The sequence below is a fragment of the Pseudomonas sp. 20P_3.2_Bac5 genome (assembly GCF_025466035.1).
GTDB lineage: Bacteria > Pseudomonadota > Gammaproteobacteria > Pseudomonadales > Pseudomonadaceae > Aquipseudomonas.
Genome location: NZ_JANLOA010000030.1, coordinates 105175 through 122930, shown reverse-complemented (window position 1 = coordinate 122930; position 17756 = coordinate 105175). Strand labels below are relative to the sequence as shown.

General features: G+C 57.0%; 15 protein-coding genes. 10 read left to right on the top strand and 5 right to left on the bottom strand.

Features of this window, described 5'->3' with window-relative positions:
* The first annotated feature begins 893 nt into the window (after nt 1-893).
* The 3 genes from NTD88_RS05750 to NTD88_RS05740 all read left to right on the top strand — a co-directional run bounded on the left by NTD88_RS05750 (nt 894) and on the right by NTD88_RS05740 (nt 4918).
* A complete protein-coding gene (locus tag NTD88_RS05750; RefSeq protein WP_262155273.1) occupies nt 894-2021 on the top strand; it encodes an FAD-dependent monooxygenase in 1128 nt (375 codons plus the stop codon).
* Between the two features lie 125 nt (nt 2022-2146).
* Complete coding sequence (locus NTD88_RS05745; protein WP_262155271.1) at nt 2147-3499, top strand: MFS transporter; 1353 nt, start codon at nt 2147-2149, stop codon at nt 3497-3499.
* Between the two features lie 114 nt (nt 3500-3613).
* Entirely contained in the window at nt 3614-4918 is a 1305-nt protein-coding gene (locus NTD88_RS05740; protein ID WP_262155270.1) for a carbohydrate porin, read from the top strand.
* 117 nt (nt 4919-5035) lie between these two features.
* Here NTD88_RS05740 and NTD88_RS05735 read toward each other — a convergent pair whose 3' ends face one another.
* Nucleotides 5036-6811, bottom strand: coding sequence for an acyl-CoA dehydrogenase C-terminal domain-containing protein (locus tag NTD88_RS05735; RefSeq protein WP_262155269.1), 1776 nt, complete (start codon nt 6809-6811; stop codon nt 5036-5038).
* Nucleotides 6812-7037: 226 nt separating this feature from the next.
* On the opposite strand from NTD88_RS05735, the gene NTD88_RS05730 reads away from it, so the two are divergent.
* The 7 genes from NTD88_RS05730 (at nt 7038) to NTD88_RS05700 (ending at nt 13213) form a co-directional block, all read left to right on the top strand.
* Nucleotides 7038-8267 carry an acyl-CoA dehydrogenase family protein gene (locus tag NTD88_RS05730; RefSeq protein WP_262155268.1) on the top strand — a complete coding sequence of 410 codons (1230 nt, stop codon included), beginning with the start codon at nt 7038-7040 and terminating at the stop codon, nt 8265-8267.
* Between the two features lie 35 nt (nt 8268-8302).
* Nucleotides 8303-8812 carry a flavin reductase family protein gene (locus NTD88_RS05725; RefSeq protein ID WP_262155267.1) on the top strand — a complete coding sequence of 170 codons (510 nt, stop codon included), beginning with the start codon at nt 8303-8305 and terminating at the stop codon, nt 8810-8812.
* A 51-nt stretch (nt 8813-8863) separates the two neighbouring features.
* A complete protein-coding gene (locus NTD88_RS05720) occupies nt 8864-9793 on the top strand; it encodes a VOC family protein (protein WP_262155266.1) in 930 nt (309 codons plus the stop codon).
* Between the two features lie 37 nt (nt 9794-9830).
* Nucleotides 9831-10766 (top strand): 3-keto-5-aminohexanoate cleavage protein, encoded by a 936-nt coding sequence (locus NTD88_RS05715; RefSeq protein ID WP_262155265.1) that lies wholly within the window; start codon nt 9831-9833, stop codon nt 10764-10766.
* Nucleotides 10767-10852: 86 nt separating this feature from the next.
* A complete protein-coding gene (locus tag NTD88_RS05710; RefSeq protein WP_262155263.1) occupies nt 10853-11614 on the top strand; it encodes a TetR/AcrR family transcriptional regulator in 762 nt (253 codons plus the stop codon).
* Between the two features lie 295 nt (nt 11615-11909).
* Nucleotides 11910-12470, top strand: coding sequence for a hypothetical protein (locus NTD88_RS05705; protein WP_262155262.1), 561 nt, complete (start codon nt 11910-11912; stop codon nt 12468-12470).
* On the top strand, nt 12467-13213 hold the full coding sequence (locus NTD88_RS05700) for a carbohydrate porin (RefSeq protein WP_262155261.1): 747 nt from the start codon (nt 12467-12469) through the stop codon (nt 13211-13213). Before NTD88_RS05705 ends, NTD88_RS05700 begins: the two co-directional genes overlap by 4 nt.
* A gap of 191 nt (nt 13214-13404) precedes the next feature.
* On the opposite strand, the gene NTD88_RS05695 is transcribed toward NTD88_RS05700, so the two are convergent.
* The 4 genes from NTD88_RS05695 to NTD88_RS05680 all read right to left on the bottom strand — a co-directional run bounded on the left by NTD88_RS05695 (nt 13405) and on the right by NTD88_RS05680 (nt 17738).
* Nucleotides 13405-14328 (bottom strand): LysR family transcriptional regulator, encoded by a 924-nt coding sequence (locus tag NTD88_RS05695; RefSeq protein ID WP_262155260.1) that lies wholly within the window; start codon nt 14326-14328, stop codon nt 13405-13407.
* Between the two features lie 67 nt (nt 14329-14395).
* Nucleotides 14396-15328 carry an MBL fold metallo-hydrolase gene (locus NTD88_RS05690; RefSeq protein WP_262155259.1) on the bottom strand — a complete coding sequence of 311 codons (933 nt, stop codon included), beginning with the start codon at nt 15326-15328 and terminating at the stop codon, nt 14396-14398.
* 57 nt (nt 15329-15385) lie between these two features.
* The gene (locus tag NTD88_RS05685) at nt 15386-16324 is read right to left on the bottom strand and encodes a fumarylacetoacetate hydrolase family protein (protein WP_262155258.1); all 939 of its coding nucleotides are present in this window, start codon (nt 16322-16324) and stop codon (nt 15386-15388) included.
* A 49-nt stretch (nt 16325-16373) separates the two neighbouring features.
* On the bottom strand, nt 16374-17738 hold the full coding sequence (locus tag NTD88_RS05680) for an MFS transporter (protein WP_410017255.1): 1365 nt from the start codon (nt 17736-17738) through the stop codon (nt 16374-16376).
* Nucleotides 17739-17756 lie beyond the last annotated feature (18 nt).

Genomic DNA, 17756 nt, shown 5'->3' with positions numbered 1-17756 from the left:
GGGGTCGAGTGTTCGAATCACTCCGTCCCGACCATATAATTCAAGGGGTTGCGAGATTTTGTCTCGCGACCCCTTTTTATTTCTGATCGCTTTTACCCCTACAAAATGAATAGCTCTGAGTAGAATCGTCACTTCCTCCTAGGGTGAGGGCCAATGCATCCTGCAGGAAATTTGGTGATGGAGTGGTGGGCTGGACCAGTTGCTGGCTCGTCGGACAGCCTTCTGTCCACTGAAGAGTATTTCCACGTGAGTGCCCAGCGCTTCCAGTTAGTTAGGCGGTGAATTCAGGCCGTTGTCTGTTTGCCCTTACTGGTGGTCCGCGACGCCCTGCCGGCAGGACAGCTGATTCCGGTACTGCCGTAGTAAACATTTTCTTCCCACAACTTTTCTGCAGTTGTTTGCCGCCGTCCAACGCCGCGCATTTAATGTCCGCGCATTCATCCGGAATGATGTAGCTGGACTGCATTCTCACGAAGGTGTTGCCTGAAAGGTATACACCTACGCGATTCAGCCGAGAGTTTTAAGCATACGCTGGAATTTCTCGCTGTATTCGAGTGTCTCTTGCTCGACCATGTCGTTGAAAAAAACATCACGCGCAGACCACTTCAAGTTCCTTCAGACACCTGTCATGCGGTTTGGTCTAGGCCCGACGGCGGCGGCAGTTACGCTGGCGCCCTCCATCTATGCGCACCCGGAAACTCCTCCAGTCGTCTGCCGGTGGTATATGCCTTTTAGGTAACACCCTGTGCTTTTTGCCATCTTTAAACATATTCGAGCGGGTCCTAAAGTCGCGATCGTGGTGCCAACAATCAGCGCAGCAGTTGCCTGGCCATCTCACCCCAGAAAACGGTTGTGCCGACTAACAATATGAAAAATATGAGATATTTTTAAAAATGGCATGTATTTCACGAGCACTGATAGTAGGGGGCGGCATTGCGGGACTGTCCGCCGCATTGACCTTGTCGCGCGCAGACGTCCGTTGTGACGTCGTGGAGCTTTTCGACAAGACCGATGGTGCCTCCATGGCGTTGTCCGGCCGTGCGGCCGAAGCGCTCTATGAGTTGGGCGTGTATGAGCAGAGCTGCGAGACCGGCAGGATGTTCAAGATCGACTCAACGGCAGCGTCCTTGTATGCCGCCGATGGTCGTTTGCTCATGCCTTCGCCACGCCGTCCGCAATGGCCTGGCTACAAAGACGCGGTTGCGGTGTTCCGGCCAGCCTTCGCGCAGATCCTCGAGAAAGAAGCGAACGGGCTGTGTACGTTGCGCAAAGGGCTGACAATCACCTCCATCGTCGATGGTCAAGACGATACCCTGGTGACCTTCTCCAACGGCGAAACCCAAACCTATGATTTGGTCGTAGGTGCAGACGGCATCAATTCAGCCACGCGAAAACTGGTGTTTCCTGAAATGGGCGAGCCCAACTATTCAGGCCAGATCAGTATTCGCTGGATGGCGCCTGGCCCGGCCATCGAAGGCGAGGGCTGGTATGCCAGCGATGTGGGAAAACTGGGTTTCTATTACCTGCCTAGCCAGAACCTTGTCTATATCCCGGCCGTTATCTCGATTCCCAAGCGTCAATGGCTGAGCGATGACGATGTTCGCGAATTGTTCACGCGCTTGCTGGATTCTTTCTCGGCTCCAGCCATCAAGGAGTTGCGCAGTCGCCTGCAGCCTGACGCTGCCCTGATCGGTCGTCCTTTCGAGTGGATTCTGGTACCTGATCAGTGGCACCGCGGCCGCACACTCCTGATCGGCGACGCTGCCCATGCGACCACTGCGCACTTGGGAATGGGTGCGGGAATGGCCATTGAAGATGCGGTAGTGCTTGGTCAGTGCATCGCGAACGCGACGACATTGCCCGAAGCACTCGAGAACTTCCGGGAACGGCGATACGAGCGGGTAAAAACAGTGGTCGAGACCAGCGTCCAGCTATCACTCCTCGAACAAACAAATGCTTCACCAGCTGAAAGTGGTGCCTTGTTTGAAAAAGCCTTTGCGGCCCTCGGCGCACCCTATTGAGGTCATCGGCATTAATTGATCAGTTTGTAGCGAAATTGTTAAGACGTACAACAAAAACAAAAAAAGCCTGCCCTTGAACTATCAATCGATAGTTCAAGCCGGGCGCGTACATTCGGGAAACATTTATGAGCACTGTAATTAATGACAATGCCGGCTTGATCCGTTCACTCGACGAATTGCCCATGAGTCGGCGCCAAATACTCGTGGTGTGCATCACTATTCTTCTGGCTGCACTCGATGGTTATGACGTACTTGCTACTGCATTCGTCGCGCCGGTATTGAGTGTGGAGTGGGACATCGATAAATCAACCTTAGGCATATTGCTCGCCAGCGGGCTGATCGGTATGGCAGCCGGCTCCCTGGTGTTGTCGCCACTGGGCGATATGTTCGGTCGTCGGCCTACGGTTTTTGCCGGCCTGGGACTGATGAGCCTCGGTTCATTGCTCTCGGCTTTTTGTCATGACGTTCCAACGCTGGCTGTTTGCCGGGTGATTACCGGGATGGGCATCGGCGTTATGGTGCCGCTGACCATGTCAATCGCCGCGGAGTTCTCCAATCGCCGCCACCGATCGTTTGCCGTCGCCATTACGGCAACAGGCTTTACGGCCGGCTCCATTGCCGGTGGCTTGATAGCGTCCTTCCTGCTGAACCACCTGGGTTGGCAGTCGGTGTTTTTATCCGGTGCAGTGGCCGGCGCCCTTCTGGTGCCGCTGATTGCATTCATCCTCCCTGAATCGCCGGCTTACCTGCTGGGTCGGCGCCCGGCGAATACGCTGGTGAGGGTCAATCAGGTACTGTCCGACCTGAAACACCCTCTGCTCACCGAATTGCCGACGGTCGACGCGTCAGCGCGAGTGTCCTTTAGGGCTCTGTTCGCGCCGGAGATGATCAAGACCACGGTGATTTTCGCGATCATCTGCATGTTGTTGACCACCACGGCCTATTTCCTGTTGAACTGGTTGCCACAGTTAATTGCCGATGCGGGTTTCCCTGCGTCTACCGGGAGCCTGGTATCGGCGATCTCCAGTCTGGTCGGTATGGTCTCGGCATTGCTGATGGGCGCGCTGGCCAGCCGCTTCGGGCCTTCGCCGGTTGCTGCGATGGCGATGATCGGGTTCGGAGTTTTTCTGGCCGTTTTCGGTTTCACCCCCCCAGCATTGCCGCTGTTGATCCTGGCTGCTTCGGCCTGTGGTTTCTGCCTGTCGGGTGCCACTGCGGTGTTCTCCGCCACGATGGCGACGACCTTCCCGGCGCAAACCCGTGTTACAGGGATTGGCTTCGTCGTTGGCGTTGGTCGCACCGCCAGCGTGCTGGGTCCAGCGATCGCTGGATGGTTGTTTGCCGCGGGTTGGTCGCGCGGCCAGGTTTCACTGTTCTTTGCCATTGCTCCGGTGCTGGCCGGCGTGTTGTTGCTGATGCTTTCGACTAGTTGGGCTACCGCACCACCAAGAGCCGTGACTAACAATAATCGCTTGTGATTTTACCCATGAGAATACTTACACCTGTCTGTCCGGTTGTTTGCCGAATCAATAAACGCTAACAACCAAACCTTTTTGCACAGCACTTTCAACACAAAAATAATAGGAAGTAGTATGAGTAATTCAACTTGCTGGTATGTAGCCGGCGCGTTCGTTGCATCCTGCTCGACTGTAACTTTTGCGGCAGCCGATTCCACTAACGGTACTGACTGGGCGAAGATTAACTCGCTGACCTGGCAGTCCACTGGACTGACGACCAAGTTTCCACCTATGCAAGACACGCTCTTTGGTGATGCCGGCGGGTGGCGCAGTGACTTGGCGAAACATAACATCGGGATAGAACCGCGTATTTCCATCAGCGCCATTACCGACTTTGATCAAAATAAGCATGCGCCTCAGGACAGTTACCTCGGACAAGGCACGGATGTCCAGGGTGGTACTTACTCTTTAGGCCTTACTTACGGATTGGAAGAATGGGGTTTGCCCAACTCTAAAATTGTCGCTTGCCTGCAATCCACCAACTCTACCGTCGCGTCCAACCCGCCGAACAACAGGTCGATTGGTTGCTTCAGCTATTACCAAAGTTTCTTTGACAAGCGGTTAGAATTTAAGGCCGGGTTCGAGCCCAATCTGTATTCCTACGTCGGTATGTTCGTAGGGGGCGATGCCACGTTGACCAACACCGTGGGCTCCATCATTCCGGTTCAGGCCGGCATGAGCGACCCGATGGTCACGCCGCCGACGGTGAACTTCACACTGCATGGCGATGACGGGCTGTATGTCCGGGCGGGGGCCCAGCGCAGTGTTTCCCCGCAGGGACGCACATACGAAGTTGAAAACAACGGTTTTGGCTTGAACACCTCCATGGACGACGCGAAGGTAATGTATGTCGGCGAGGTGGGGATCGACCGCAGTCCGAGCGCCAGCGACAAGCGAATCTGGGTTCGTGCCGGTGCGATCCAGAACCCTACGCAGTACAAGGCGTTCAAAGGGGGAGAGGATTCCAACAAGGCCTATTGGGCACTGGCCGACTACCAGTTGACCCAACCGGACAAGAGCATGCCGATGCACGGTTTGTATGTGGGTGCCTCAGCCATGTACGCACCGCCGGAAGTCAACCTGTACACGCAGAACTACGAGTTGCGGACGTACTACTACGGCCCGTTCAAATCTCGTCCGCTGGACAAGGTGACGTTCGCGGTGGGCAACAACGTGTTCAGTAAAGATGCCCAGGACTCTCTGAAGGCTCGTCACCTGGAAGGAGCATCAAAGCAATGGAGCGCCACGGCGTCTTACGCCATGCACCTCACGCGTGGCGTGTACCTTTCGTCTGCGGTGGGTTATACGCAGCACCCTTCGTTCGCCGCGGGAATTGATGACGCGACGACCTTCAAACTAGGCCTGCTCTTCAGTTTCTGATCTTCAAGTGCACCGATATCGAGGCCCGCGCAATGCGGGCTTCGACGTTGTTGATCGTTCACCACTGTGCGGCAAAGGTGATCGATCCATCACGGCCACCCCTGTCGCGTTATCCACTCAGAACAGATCGGCCTCCAATCCGAACAATGCGCTGCTGCCGGCACGAATGCAGCTTTCCAGACTGTCGATACGTGGCAGCAGGCGAGTGAAGAAGAACCCTGCGGTCGCCTGTTTAGCCTGGTAGAACGACACCATAGGGTTGTCCGGATGGTTCTGCGCCGCCTGGGCCATGCGCGACCACATGTAGGCGTAGGCCACGTAGCCGAACAGTTGCAGATATTCCACGCAGGCACTGCCCACCAGTTTGGCGTCAAGGCTGGCCTGTTCCAGTAACCAGTCGCTGAGTTTTTCCAATCGTGCTGCCGCAGCCGCTAGTTCCGTGCGGTACGGCGCGTCTTCCTGTTCAGCGAACCGGGTAATTTCGGCGGTAAACAGACGCAGGCTGATCCCGCCGTTGGCGACTATTTTGCGTCCGAGTAAATCCAGGGCTTGAATACCGTTGGTACCTTCGTAGATCTGAGCGATTCGCACATCCCGAACCAGCTGTTCCTGGCCCCATTCACGGATGTAGCCGTGACCACCAAATACCTGTTGGCCAGTGACGCAGCTGTCGAAACCGTTGTCGGTAAAAAACGCCTTGGCCACGGGGGTCAGCAATGCGACCAAGGCTGCGGCGCGTTGTTGCTCTTCGGCATCTTCGCTGAACTTGGCAAGGTCCAGTTGTTGACCGACGTAACTGGCGAACGCCCGGCCGCCTTCGGTCATGGCCTTCATTCCGAGCAACATCCGGCGCACGTCGGGGTGCACGATGATCGGGTCGGCGATTTTTTCTGAGGCAACCGCTCCGCCCGGGGCACGACTTTGCAGACGATCCTGGGCGTAAGCGCGGGCGTTCTGATAGGAGGCTTCGGCGCAGCCCAAACCCTGGATGCCAATGGACAGCCGCTCGTAATTCATCATGGTGAACATGGCCGCGAGGCCTTTGTTTTCTTCACCGATCAGCCAGCCTTGAGCGCCATCGAAGTTCATCACGCAGGTCGCGGATGCCTTGATCCCCATCTTGTGTTCGATCGAACCGCAACTGACCGCGTTGGTATCACCCAGGGCGCCGTCGTCATTCACCAGCCGTTTGGGCACCAGAAAAAGGGAAATACCTTTTGCGCCGGCAGGGGCGCCCGGCACTTTAGCCAACACAAGATGAACAATGTTTTCGGTCAGGTCCTGCTCGCCGCCCGTGATGAAAATCTTGCTGCCGCTGATGCGGTAACTGCCGTCCGCCTGCTGTTGCGCACTGGTGCGAATTAGACCGAGGTCGGTGCCTGCGTGGGCTTCGGTCAGGCACATCGAACCGGCCCAGCGTCCTTCGTACATGGCGGGCAAGTAGCGGTTTTTCAGTGCTTCACTGGCGTGGGCGTCGATGGCCAGACAAGCCCCGGAACTCAATACCGAATACAGCGCGAAGCTGCAATTGGCACCGTAAAGCATCTCCTCGAAACACACCGCGAGCATTTTCGGCATGCCCATCCCGCCGAACTCCGGATTGCCACTCAGCCCGACCCATCCGCCTTGCGCATAAGTGGCATAGGCCTCCTTGAATCCGGCCGGCGTTTGCACATTCCCTTCGCACCATTGCGCGCCTTCCTCATCGCCACTGCGATTGAGCGGGGCGATAAGGCCGCTGGTGACTTTGGCCGCCTCTTCAAGGATCGCGTCGGCGGTGGCCATATCGATGTGCTGTGCCAGGGCAGGCAAGCGTGCCCAAAGCGCGGGGGCAGCAAAAACCTCGTTCAGCAGAAAACGCATGTCGGTAAGCGGGGCGTTGAAACCGGGCATTGCACAACCTCTTTTGTCATTGGCCATGGCCCTGATGAGCGCATGACGGGATGGGAACCGGTTATTTGCAGCCTTTCACGGAGCATAAAACGCAGACGCGGAAAGCCGTTTGAAAAAAAGTATTTGAATACGATATCAATTTTGTAGAGTATATCAATAACTAGTCAAAGCGGCCCCGCTGTAGCGACTGGCGGATCCGCGAAAAATATAAAAAACAGGTGAAATAATGAGTTCAATCCAGCGCCCCGATCTATCGAATGCCGCCGCCAATACCCTTGGCGAAGGTCCAGACCCACTGGCTCACGCTCGGTCACTGATCCAGCTACTTAAGGAGCGCGGCAAGGAAACTGCGGCGTTGGGTCGCCTTCCGGAAAACACCATTGCCGACCTGAACGCCGGTGGTCTGCTGAGCATGACCACACCGCGTCGCTACGGCGGTGGCCAGGTCTCGGTGCGAACGTTTCTGGATGTGGTCACCGAGCTGGGCCGCGCAGATGCTTCAGTTGCCTGGGTCACTGCATTGACCAACGTCACCAACTGGTGCGCAGCGTCGTTCTTCGGTGAAGAAGCGGCGAAAGAAGTGTTCTGTGGTGAGAAGCCGGCACGTGTGGTGGGTGTGCTGTCGCCGCGTAAAGCAGTGGTGAAGAAAGTTGAAGGTGGCTACCTGATCGAAGAGGGGCTGTGGGGATTCAACTCCGGCGTCTACCACGCCACCTGGGACATGCTGGGCATTCCCCTTGTCGATGAACACGGCAAGGTGCTCGACCAGGGCGCCGCGTTGATTCCAATCGAGCAGGTGCAGATCCTCAACGACTGGAATGTCATCGGTATTTCCGGCAGCGGCAGTTCCAGCGTTTCGGTTACCAACGTCTTTGTCCCGCAATCGCGAATTGCGTCGGTCAGCCAGGCCATCGAGGGAAATTACCAATCCACGCACCTTGAGGGTGAATCGCTGTACCGGGTGCCGAGCATGCCGATGCTGGCAATTATCCTCGCCTTTCCTGCGCTCGGCCTTGGCATTGCGGCGCTGGAAACCTTCCTCGAAACCCTGCCTCGTCGGGGCATTCAATACTCCTGGTACAGCAAGCAATCAGAAGCACCGGTTACGCATCTGGTGGTGGGTGAAGCCTCCGCCAAAATCGACGCTGCCCGCGTCATCATCGAGCGCCATGCGGACGCGATTGATGCCAGCGGAGCCTCAGGCGTCTATATGGATCTTCTTGAGCGAGCCAGGGTGCGGCGTGATGTGGGCTATGCCGAAACCCTGATCTGGTCGGCCGTGGACATGCTCGCGTCCGCCTCCGGTGGGTCGTTGGCATCGGTGAACAACCCGATGACCAAAATCTGGCAGGACGCGCGCGTCGCCTCGTTGCACGGCATCGTCAACCCCAGCCTCAATTTCGAAACTTACGGCCGAATCCTCTGCGGCAATACGGCAGGCACTCCGCTCATTTAAGCGGTGAGCACGACGTCTCAACCAGGAGTCAGGGCATGCAAGTCGAAGATATTGATGCGCGGGTTTTTCGCCGCGTAATGGGCAAATTCGCAACCGGCGTCACCGTGGTGACCTTCATGCACGAAGGGCGCTTCAGCGGCATGACGGCGAACGCGTTCATGTCGTTGTCGGTTGATCCGCCGATGGTACTGATCGCGGTGCGCAACCAGGCGCGATTCGCCGCGGGTATCAAACCCGGAGACGCGTTCGGTATCAATTTTTTGCGTGAAGAACATGAATCACTGAGCAGCCACTTCGGTGGTCGCCCGGTTGCGGACCAGCAACCGGGGCATCGCACGATCGGTGAGGCGCCGGTACTGGAGGATGCCCTCGTGCAACTCGCGGTCCGGGCCAATTCCGTTCACGAAGGTGGCGATCACCTGATCTATACCGCCGATGTGGTGGCGCTGGAGGAGTCGGATGGACGCCCGCTGCTTTTCTACTCCGGCTCCTACAAGCAGCTTCACGCCCTCGATCCTGCCACTTGCTGGTTTGACGTGGGCTAATGGAAAAACCGATTGCCCCCTCCGATTCAACAACTACAAAAGGAGAACGACATGATTGTTGTACGCGATATCGCCTATGTCCGTTACCAGGTCGAAGATCTGGATGTACAGGAAAAATTCCTGCAGGACTTTGGCCTGAGGCTCCACGCGCGAACGGCCTCGTCTTTGCAAATGGCAGCCTGTAACGGCGGATATCCAGCCTACATCGCTGAGCATGGTCCGAAGAAAGCGCTCGGCGTGGGTTTTCGAGTGGACAGCCTCGAGGAACTGCAACGCATCGGCGCTCACTTCAAGAGCGAAGTCTGCGAAAACGCGGAGTTGGGTGCAGGCTGGATCGTGACGTTGAAAGACCCCGATGGTCTGCGCGTCGATCTTCTGTACGGTGGCAACGTGATCGCTCCGCAGGACGTGCGTCCCGTGCTGGTGCTGAACAATGCCGAGCAGCGTCGCCGACTCGGCACGACCAATCGCATTCAGATCCAGCCATCTCATGTGATGCGCCTCGGGCATGTGGTGCTGAAGACAGTCAACTTCGCGGCGATGTTCAGTTTCTACCAGGACGTCCTGGGGTTCCGTGTTTCCGACAGCTACTTCGCCGAGGCACCGGAAAATACTGTCGCAACCTTCATGCATTGCGGGCTAGGCAGTGAGTTCACCGATCACCATACCGTTGCGCTGATCAACATGGGCGCTCAGGAACCGGCGTTCGATCATTGCGCATTCGAAGTGCTCGACTGGGACGATCTGGCCTGCGGCAATCAGTTCCTCACCCAGCAGGAATACCAGCACTCCTGGGGCATCGGCCGACATGTGCAAGGCAGTCAGGTTTTCGACTACTGGCTAGACCCGGCCGGTAACAAGATCGAGCACTGGACCGACGGCGACCTGGTCAACGACACAACCCCGGTGACCCACGAACCGCTGAGTCTCGACGGTCTCTCTCAATGGGCGCCGCCGCTGTCGCCTGAATTCCTGGCCTGACCTTTTCACTTCCACATCAAACTTCAGGGACATTTCCATGGCTGCCAAAGCACCAAAAATCATCATCACCTGCGCTATCACCGGCTCCATCCACACGCCTTCGATGTCGCCGTACCTGCCCGTCACGCCGGAGCAGATTGCGCGCTCGGCGATCGAAGCGGCCGAGGCGGGCGCCGCGGTCGTTCACCTGCATGCCCGTGACCCGGAAACCGGCATTCCCAGCCAAGCCCCGGCGCTGTTCGAACAGTTCCTGCCGCAGATCAAGCGCGAATCGGATGTGGTGATCAACCTGACCACCGGCGGCGCACCGAGCATGTCGATTGAAGAGCGGCTGGAGCCGGCCATGCGCTTCAAGCCGGAAATCGCTTCGCTGAATATGGGCTCGATGAACTTCGGCTCCTACGAACTGCTGCAACGTTTCAAAGAGTTCAAGCACGACTGGGAGCAGCCGTTCCTGGAGGCCAGCGATGAGCGAATCTTTCGCAATACCTTCAAGGATATCGCGCACATCCTGAATGCCTGTGCGCAGAACGAAACCCGTTTTGAAATCGAGTGCTACGACATTGGCCATCTCTACACCGCCGCGCACTTCCGTGATCGTCAGCTGGTCAAGGACCCGCTGTTCATTCAGTCGGTATTTGGCATCCGCGGCGGTATCGGTGCGCACCCCGAAGACGTCATGCACATGAAACGCACTGCGGATCGCTTGTTTGGCGACACCTACAACTGGTCCGTGCTCGGCGCGGGCGCATTGCAGACACGCATTGTCACGCAGTCGTTGTTGATGGGCGGACACGTGCGGGTCGGCCTGGAAGACAACCTCTGGGCAGGCAAGGGCCGGCTGGCGCAAAGCAATGCCGAGCAAGTCACGGCGATCAAGGCGGTGATCGAATCCCTCGGTTTCAGCGTGGCAACGCCGGATGAGGCGCGGGAAATCATGAGCCTGAAAGGGCGTGACAAGGTCGCGTTCTAACCATAGGCATTGCTCGCCAGGGACTCGTCGGGAACAGCGGCGGGTTCCTCCTGCCTGGTTTCTGTCGGGTTACAGTTGAATCGGGTATGCTTGCCCCCACTGTAAAACGTCACATGTTGGTCACCTCAATGAATGAAGTAACAGCGCCTTCCCCGCGGCCACCAAAGCGGTCAAAAACTGCTGCGCCCTCGCCGAAAAAAGACGCTGACAGTGCACTTGAATCTCCCGAGGTTCGCAAGCCACGCATCAATGAGAAAGCCCGGCTGCGTACCCGCAACAAACTGCTGCGTGCCGCTCGCACGGTCATGGGCAGCAAGGGAATTGAAGCCACCACCATCAACGACATCACGGACGAAGCGGAATTGTCGTTCGGGTCGTTCTACAACTATTTCCCCAGCAAGGAAGAAATCGCCCGCTCGGTATTCATCGACGATGCGAAACTGATGGTCGAGTCCTTCGAGGCGGCGGTTACCCCGACCACCGGCATCGCCGAGATCGTCGGGACCAATTTTCGTATCTGCGTCTATCGCGGTATTTCTGACCCGATATGGGGCTGGTTTCTGGTTTACTCGATCTACAGCATCAACGACATGCTCGAGATCATGGGTAAACCGTTGGCCCGTGACATCAGGATCGGCAACGACTCCAACGACTTTGACGTGGTCGACGTCGATGCCACGGTGGACTGCATCATTGGTGGGATGCTTTTCCTGTTACGCCAGGTCTTGCAAGGCGCTCGCCCAGTGTCCGCCGTTGAAAGCGCGGTGCAATACATTCTTCGAGGCCTGGGTGTCAGCCATGAAGAGGCTGAGCGCATCGTCCAGCTTGATCTGGACAACGTTGTCTAAAGTTCGCTGATTCCCTCTCTCTCTTGAAGATGTGCCGACAACGGAACGTCTTCGCCATCCCTTTTCTCGTGTAACGCAGTCACAAGTAAGACTGGTGCCATCAACAAGCACATGTGATTTCCCAAGGGGCCACTGAACCGGGACTATTCAAACAGCGCTCGCAATTCAAGTGCTCGAGGTCTATGGGCGGTTCGATGCAACAACACTCCGCCCATGCAATCTCCCAGGGTTCAAGTCGAAAAATAGACATTGGTTCTTAAAAACATCCTTATCAAAAAAATAACAGGGGATTTGTATGAAGAGTTTGGTGTATTGCTGCGCGGTCGGTGCGGCCCTAACGTGTTCTGCAAGTCTGAGTTCAGCTGCGCAGGGACAAACCAGCGACGCCGATTGGGCGAAGATCAACTCTTTGACCTGGCAGGCCACGGGGTTGACGACCCGATTCCCGTTGTTGCAAGACTCGATGCTTGCAGATACGGGCGGCTGGCGGAGCGACCTAGCCAAACACAATATCGGCATTGAGCCGCGTATCGTCCTCAATGGCATAACGGACTTCAATCAAAACAACGACAAGCCCAAGGACAGTTATGTAGGGCAGGGCGGCGACTTGATGGCCGCCACTTATTTTGTCGATATCGTCTATGGCCTTGATGACCTGGGGCTTCCGAACTCCAAGTTAATTGGTTGCGTGGTGTCCAGCGTTTCTACGGTGGCAGCCAACCCTCCCAATAACACTTCGGTGGGTTGCCTTAGTTACTATCAAACCTTTTTTGACAAGAAACTCGAGTTGAAGGCTGGGTTTGAGCCGAACCTGTATTCCTATGTGGGCCTGTCACCGGGGGTGATGCCACATTGACCAATACACTGGGTTCGGTCATTCCGGTAGAGGCAGGTTTGAGTGACCCGGTTACTACGCCACCGACCATCAACCTGACTTATCGTGGCGATGACGGCTTTTATGCTCGAGGTGGCGCGCAGCGCAGCGTCTCGCCAAACGGGCGGGTCTACGAAGTCGAACACAATGGCATCGGTCTGGATACGCGGATGGAAGACGCCAAGGTTCTCTATGTGGGCGAAGTCGGTATTGATCGTAAGCCAACGCCGGGGAACAACCGGTTGTGGGTGCGGGCGGGTGGCGTGTCCAACCCGACCAAATACAATGCGTTCGAAGGTGGCGAGGAGTCCAACAAGGCGTACTGGGCATTGGCGGACTATCAGGTGACGCAGCCGAACAAAAGTATTCCTGTTCACGGTCTGTATGTGGGGGCGTCGGCGATGTATGCGCCTTCCGATGTCAATCTCTTCACGCAAAACTATGAAGCGCGGATTTACTACTACGGCCCATTCCAGTCTCGTCCGTTGGACAAGGCTACCTTCGTGATGGGCAAGAACGTATTCAGCAATGAAGCTCGCGACGTCTTGGCCAGCCGCAGAATCGACAGCGCCTCTTCGCAATGGAGTGCGACGGCGGCTTATGCGTTTCACGTTACGCGCGGCATCTATCTCTCGCCAGCCGTTGGCTACACCAAAAACCCCTCGTTTACCGCCGATATCGATAACGCGCTGACGTTCAAGTTGGGTCTGCTCTTCAACTTTTAACGTGTGTGTGCCCGATTTGCCGACGATAGCAATCTCATGGTCGCCTTCGCCGGCAAGCCGGGCTCCTACAAATTGGTGGGCTTGTTCAGGAGCTTGGGTACTCATCAATGCTGTAGGAGCCCGGCTTGCCGGCGAAGGCGGTTTTATGTGCGCCATCGCCGCAAGCCGGGCTCCAACAATGATTGGGAGGATCAGATTTTCCTGCCTGCCTCTTTGAACACATCCCGAATAAAACAATGGCCGGGATCGGTGTCGTTACGGTCCAGCCACACTAGCGATTCTTCCAGTGGCCGGATGGTGATCGGGCATTCCATGATTTTCAGGCCGAGTGCATGGGCCATGGCCTGCGCCATTCTGCGGTGGATGGTCGCAACCAGCGGTGTGCCTGGCAGCATCATGATCAGGCTGGAAAAGCTCGGTGCCTTGGTCACAATGCGTGGTTCGATGCCCGCCCGCAGCCAGCCGCGATCAATCAAGGTGCGCCAGTCGCTGCCGAACGACACCTGGCCGTGCCGCGCGTTGACGTATTGCTCCAGGGTGATATCTGCGGCGGCGTCGAAATGCACAGGGTCGACCACACAGACAAAATCATCGCGGAACAGCCCTTCGATACGAATATGTTCGCTGGGCTTGTAGATCTTGTGGTTTTCCCAATCGATCAGGCCGACGCAGAAGTCCAGATCGCCGCGCTCCAATCGGTTGTAACTGTCCGCATCCAGACGTTCCACGTGGATGACCGTGTAGGGTGCGGATTCCAGCAGTAAGCGCAGCACCGTTGGCATCAGGACCATGGCTGCGTAATCGGTCATCGCCACCTTGAAGTGACGCTGCTCGGTTGCAGGCTCGAACTTGGGCCGCACTTGCAGCGCCGTTTGAATGCTTTGCAGCGACGTCTTTACCGGTTCCATGAGCGCGCTGGCCAGCGGCGTCAGTTCAAAATTGCGTCCGACGCGAACCAACAGTTCGTCATCGAAATGCTCGCGTAAACGCCGCAGGGAAGCGCTCATCGCTTGCTGGGTGACGAACAGCCTTTCGGCCGCGCGGGTCACGTTGCGTTCCGTCAGAAAAGCATCCAGCGAGCGCAGCAGATTCAAATCGAAATTTTGAAATTGCATGGGTATGTCTGCCCTAACCGTACTTGATTATTTTTGTTTGAGCGTCCTGCCAGGCGGCGTCAGGGACCTATTTTTGGGTCAGTTCCTGGTACGTCGTGTCCGTGAACGTGGGGAAAATTTTCGCGAGACCTTTGGGCGGGGGATCGTTGAGCGCTGCTTTTATCTCATCGAGGTTTTTGTGTTGCGCCACCAGGCGTTCAATCTCGCCTCGACGCTGTATCGCTGTCTGAAGACGATCCTCCAGATCGGCGCGTTTTAGTGGCTCGCCGTGTCCAGAAACGTATACCTGGGCGTTCAGGGCAATCAGTGCCTGCATGGTCTTGATCCAGCCGAGGGACGAACCGTGCTTGTTGAGATGAATGCCCGGGTATTTGCTGACTTCCGGGGTCAGGATGTCACCGGCAAAAACAACCTCCTGTGCCGGAAGATAAATGATCAGGTCGCTGTCGGTGTGCGCGGGGGTGATATGAATCAGCTCCAGTGTCACCCCGTCGATGACAACCGCTTCATCGCTCTTGACGGTTTTTGTCGGTAGGTAATCCTTCAACTCGGGAGGCGTGGACGTGGTGTTCAGCAACGGGTTTCGCAGCGCTTCCTGCATTTCCGGACCGGTGTTCTCCTGGGCGATGATTGCAAGGCCCTGGGGGTAGGCGGGGAGCCCGTTTACATGGTCTGGATCGCTGTGCGTCAGAATGATCGTACGCACCGGTCTGGGGGTGATTTCAGCGATCGCATCCAGTACTTTTTTCGCCGCCGGAGCAAACATCTGTGCGTCAATGACAATGACGCTGGAGTCCGCGACGATAAACCCGCTATTGGCCATCCCTCCGCTCACATAGTAGATACCGTCACGAACCGGATTGACCTTTATGGGCGCTACTGTCGCATACACGGTCAGTAGTTTGGTAAGAACGGGCGGAGAAGGCCTTGGCATGAAAAAGACAACACCTGCCAGAACGCCCACAACGACAACTATGCACCCTGCTGCTTTACGAAACATTGAATCGACTCCGCCACGGAAAATGACCAGCGTTTTCCTCGTTCTGAATGTGCTCAATCAATGGCTTTTGTAAATTTCCAGAGCTTCTTTGAATGCTGCAACCGGGTCGGTTTTGCTGACCGGTGCGCGGTTGATGCCCTGGCTGTCGATGATCGGGTTACGCAAAACGCCGACGCCGGAAATTTCCACTTCGCAGACATCGCCTTCCTGCATCCACAGTTGTGGTTTACGGAACAGACCTACACCCGCAGCAGAGCCGGTAACGATCACATCGCCCGGTTGCAGTTCGGTAAATTCCGAGATGTAGCTGATGATCTGCGGGAAGTTGTAGACCAGGTCGGCGTAAGGCATTTCCTGAACAATGGCGCCGTTGAGGCGTGTGGTCAGGGTCAGCGCTGCAGGGTCGGTGATTTCATCGGCAGTGACCATCCAGGGTCCGAATGCACCGGATTTCGGGAAGTTTTTACCTGCGGTGAACATTGGCGAGTGGCATTGATAATCGCGCAGGGAACCATCGTTGTAGCAGGCGTAACCGGCAATATAGCTGAGGGCGTCGGCCTGGCTGATATGGCGACCGAGCTTGCCGATAATGATCGCGATTTCACCTTCGAAGTCATACAGCGGACTGTTGTTCGGTTTTTCCATCGGCGTTTCGTGGCCCACGTGGGAGCGGGCAGTGCGGGTGAAGATGTACGGCTTTGGTGGCAAGTGCTCATGGCCGCTGAACGCCGCGACTTCGGCGCAATGGGAGTGGGTGTTCATGCCCATGCAAAAGATCGCACCCGGGTTGGTGATGACCGGCAGCAGGCTGACTTCACTCAGTGAATAGTCGACGCTGGTCGGCAGGGTGAGGTTGTCGAGGCAGGCCATGCCGCGCTCAAGCAGAGCCTTGAGGGTGGATACTCCTGGAAGCCGGGAGCCGAGGTCGATGATGCCGTCCTCACGGACCAGGCCAAAGTGTTCGTTGCCATTTACGAGATACGAAGCAAGTTTCATGATCGATCCTGAATATTGAATGTGGGTACGCGTCTTTCCGAGTTTGTGTTCAAGTGCGCGGCAATGCCTCGGTTGACTGTGCGACAGCGTTCTTCGCCTTGGGCATGGTCAGGAGGATCAAACCGGCAAGGATCGGCGCCGCCGCAAAGAACAGCGACACTTGGCCGCGAGAGAATCCGGAGGTGAACAACCAGCCGGCCAGTGCAGGTCCGAGAACGCTGGAGACGCGCCCGACGCCAAGCACGAAGCCAATGCCGGTGACGCGCGTCAGCGGAGGGAACGCGGACGCCATCGTTGCATAGAACACCCCGGTAGCACCGGAGATACAGAAGCCCGCAGCCGAGGCGGCCAGCATCAACAGCACCAGCACCGGCGGGGTAAAACCAAACACACCGACAAAAATGCCGAAGCCGATCATGGCGCTGGCTGCCACGCGTCCGGCACCCAGGCGGGTCGCCAACGCGCCCAGAACCAGCGCGCCGATCATTCCGACCCCATGGCTGGCCGCCGACACCCGGCTGCCCGTGGCCGGGGGAAATCCAGCGTCAGCGATGAACTGCGGCAACCAGCTGAGCAAGTAGTAAGTGGTGGTCGAAGCCAGCATGAACACCAGGGTCAGGCGAATGGTGACGCCGATGATTTCCGGACCGAACAGTGCCTTGTAAGAAGGGCGTTCCGAATCCAGCTTTGGCGGCAGTTCGGTCAGCAACGGGTGCTTGAGGCGCGATAGCACGCGATTGAGTTTTGCCAGAGCGTTGGCGGGACGACGGGTCAGCAGGAACGCCGGTGACTCCGGCAAGACCACCAGGACGATGGGCAGCAGGATCACACCCGCGATTGCCCCGGAAATGTACACCGCGTGCCAACCAAAGTGCGTCAGCAGAGGCGCCGCGACAAGGCCGCCAATGATTGAACCGAGGGTAAAGCCTACCGTGGTGATCGCCACAGCGAACGCCCGTCGGCGCGCGTTGCAGAACTCTGCGGAAATCGACATGGTCAACGGCACCATCACGCCAATGCCCATCCCGGTGACGATTCGACAAGCCGCCAGGGTCTGAATGTTCTCGCAAAAAGCCGAGAGCAGTGAACCGACGATCATCAGGGTCAAACCGCCGAGCACCAGAGGGCGACGCCCGAGTACGTCGGCCAGCGGCGAGAGCACCAGCGCACCGATCGCCATGCCGACGAGGCCGCTGGAGAGCAGGATGCCCAACGAAGTCTTATCGAGACTCCAGGCCACGCTCAGGGACGGTGCCGTAAAGGCGGTAGCGAGCACGTCGTAGCCATCGAGTGCAGCGAGCAGTACGGACAGGCACAGCACCATGATCTGTGCGCGGCTCATGGGCATTTCGTCAATCGAGCGCAGTAAGCTTGCGCCCTTCGTTATTGTTGTCATCACACGCTTCCTGTTCAACCTGTCCCTTTCAGATCT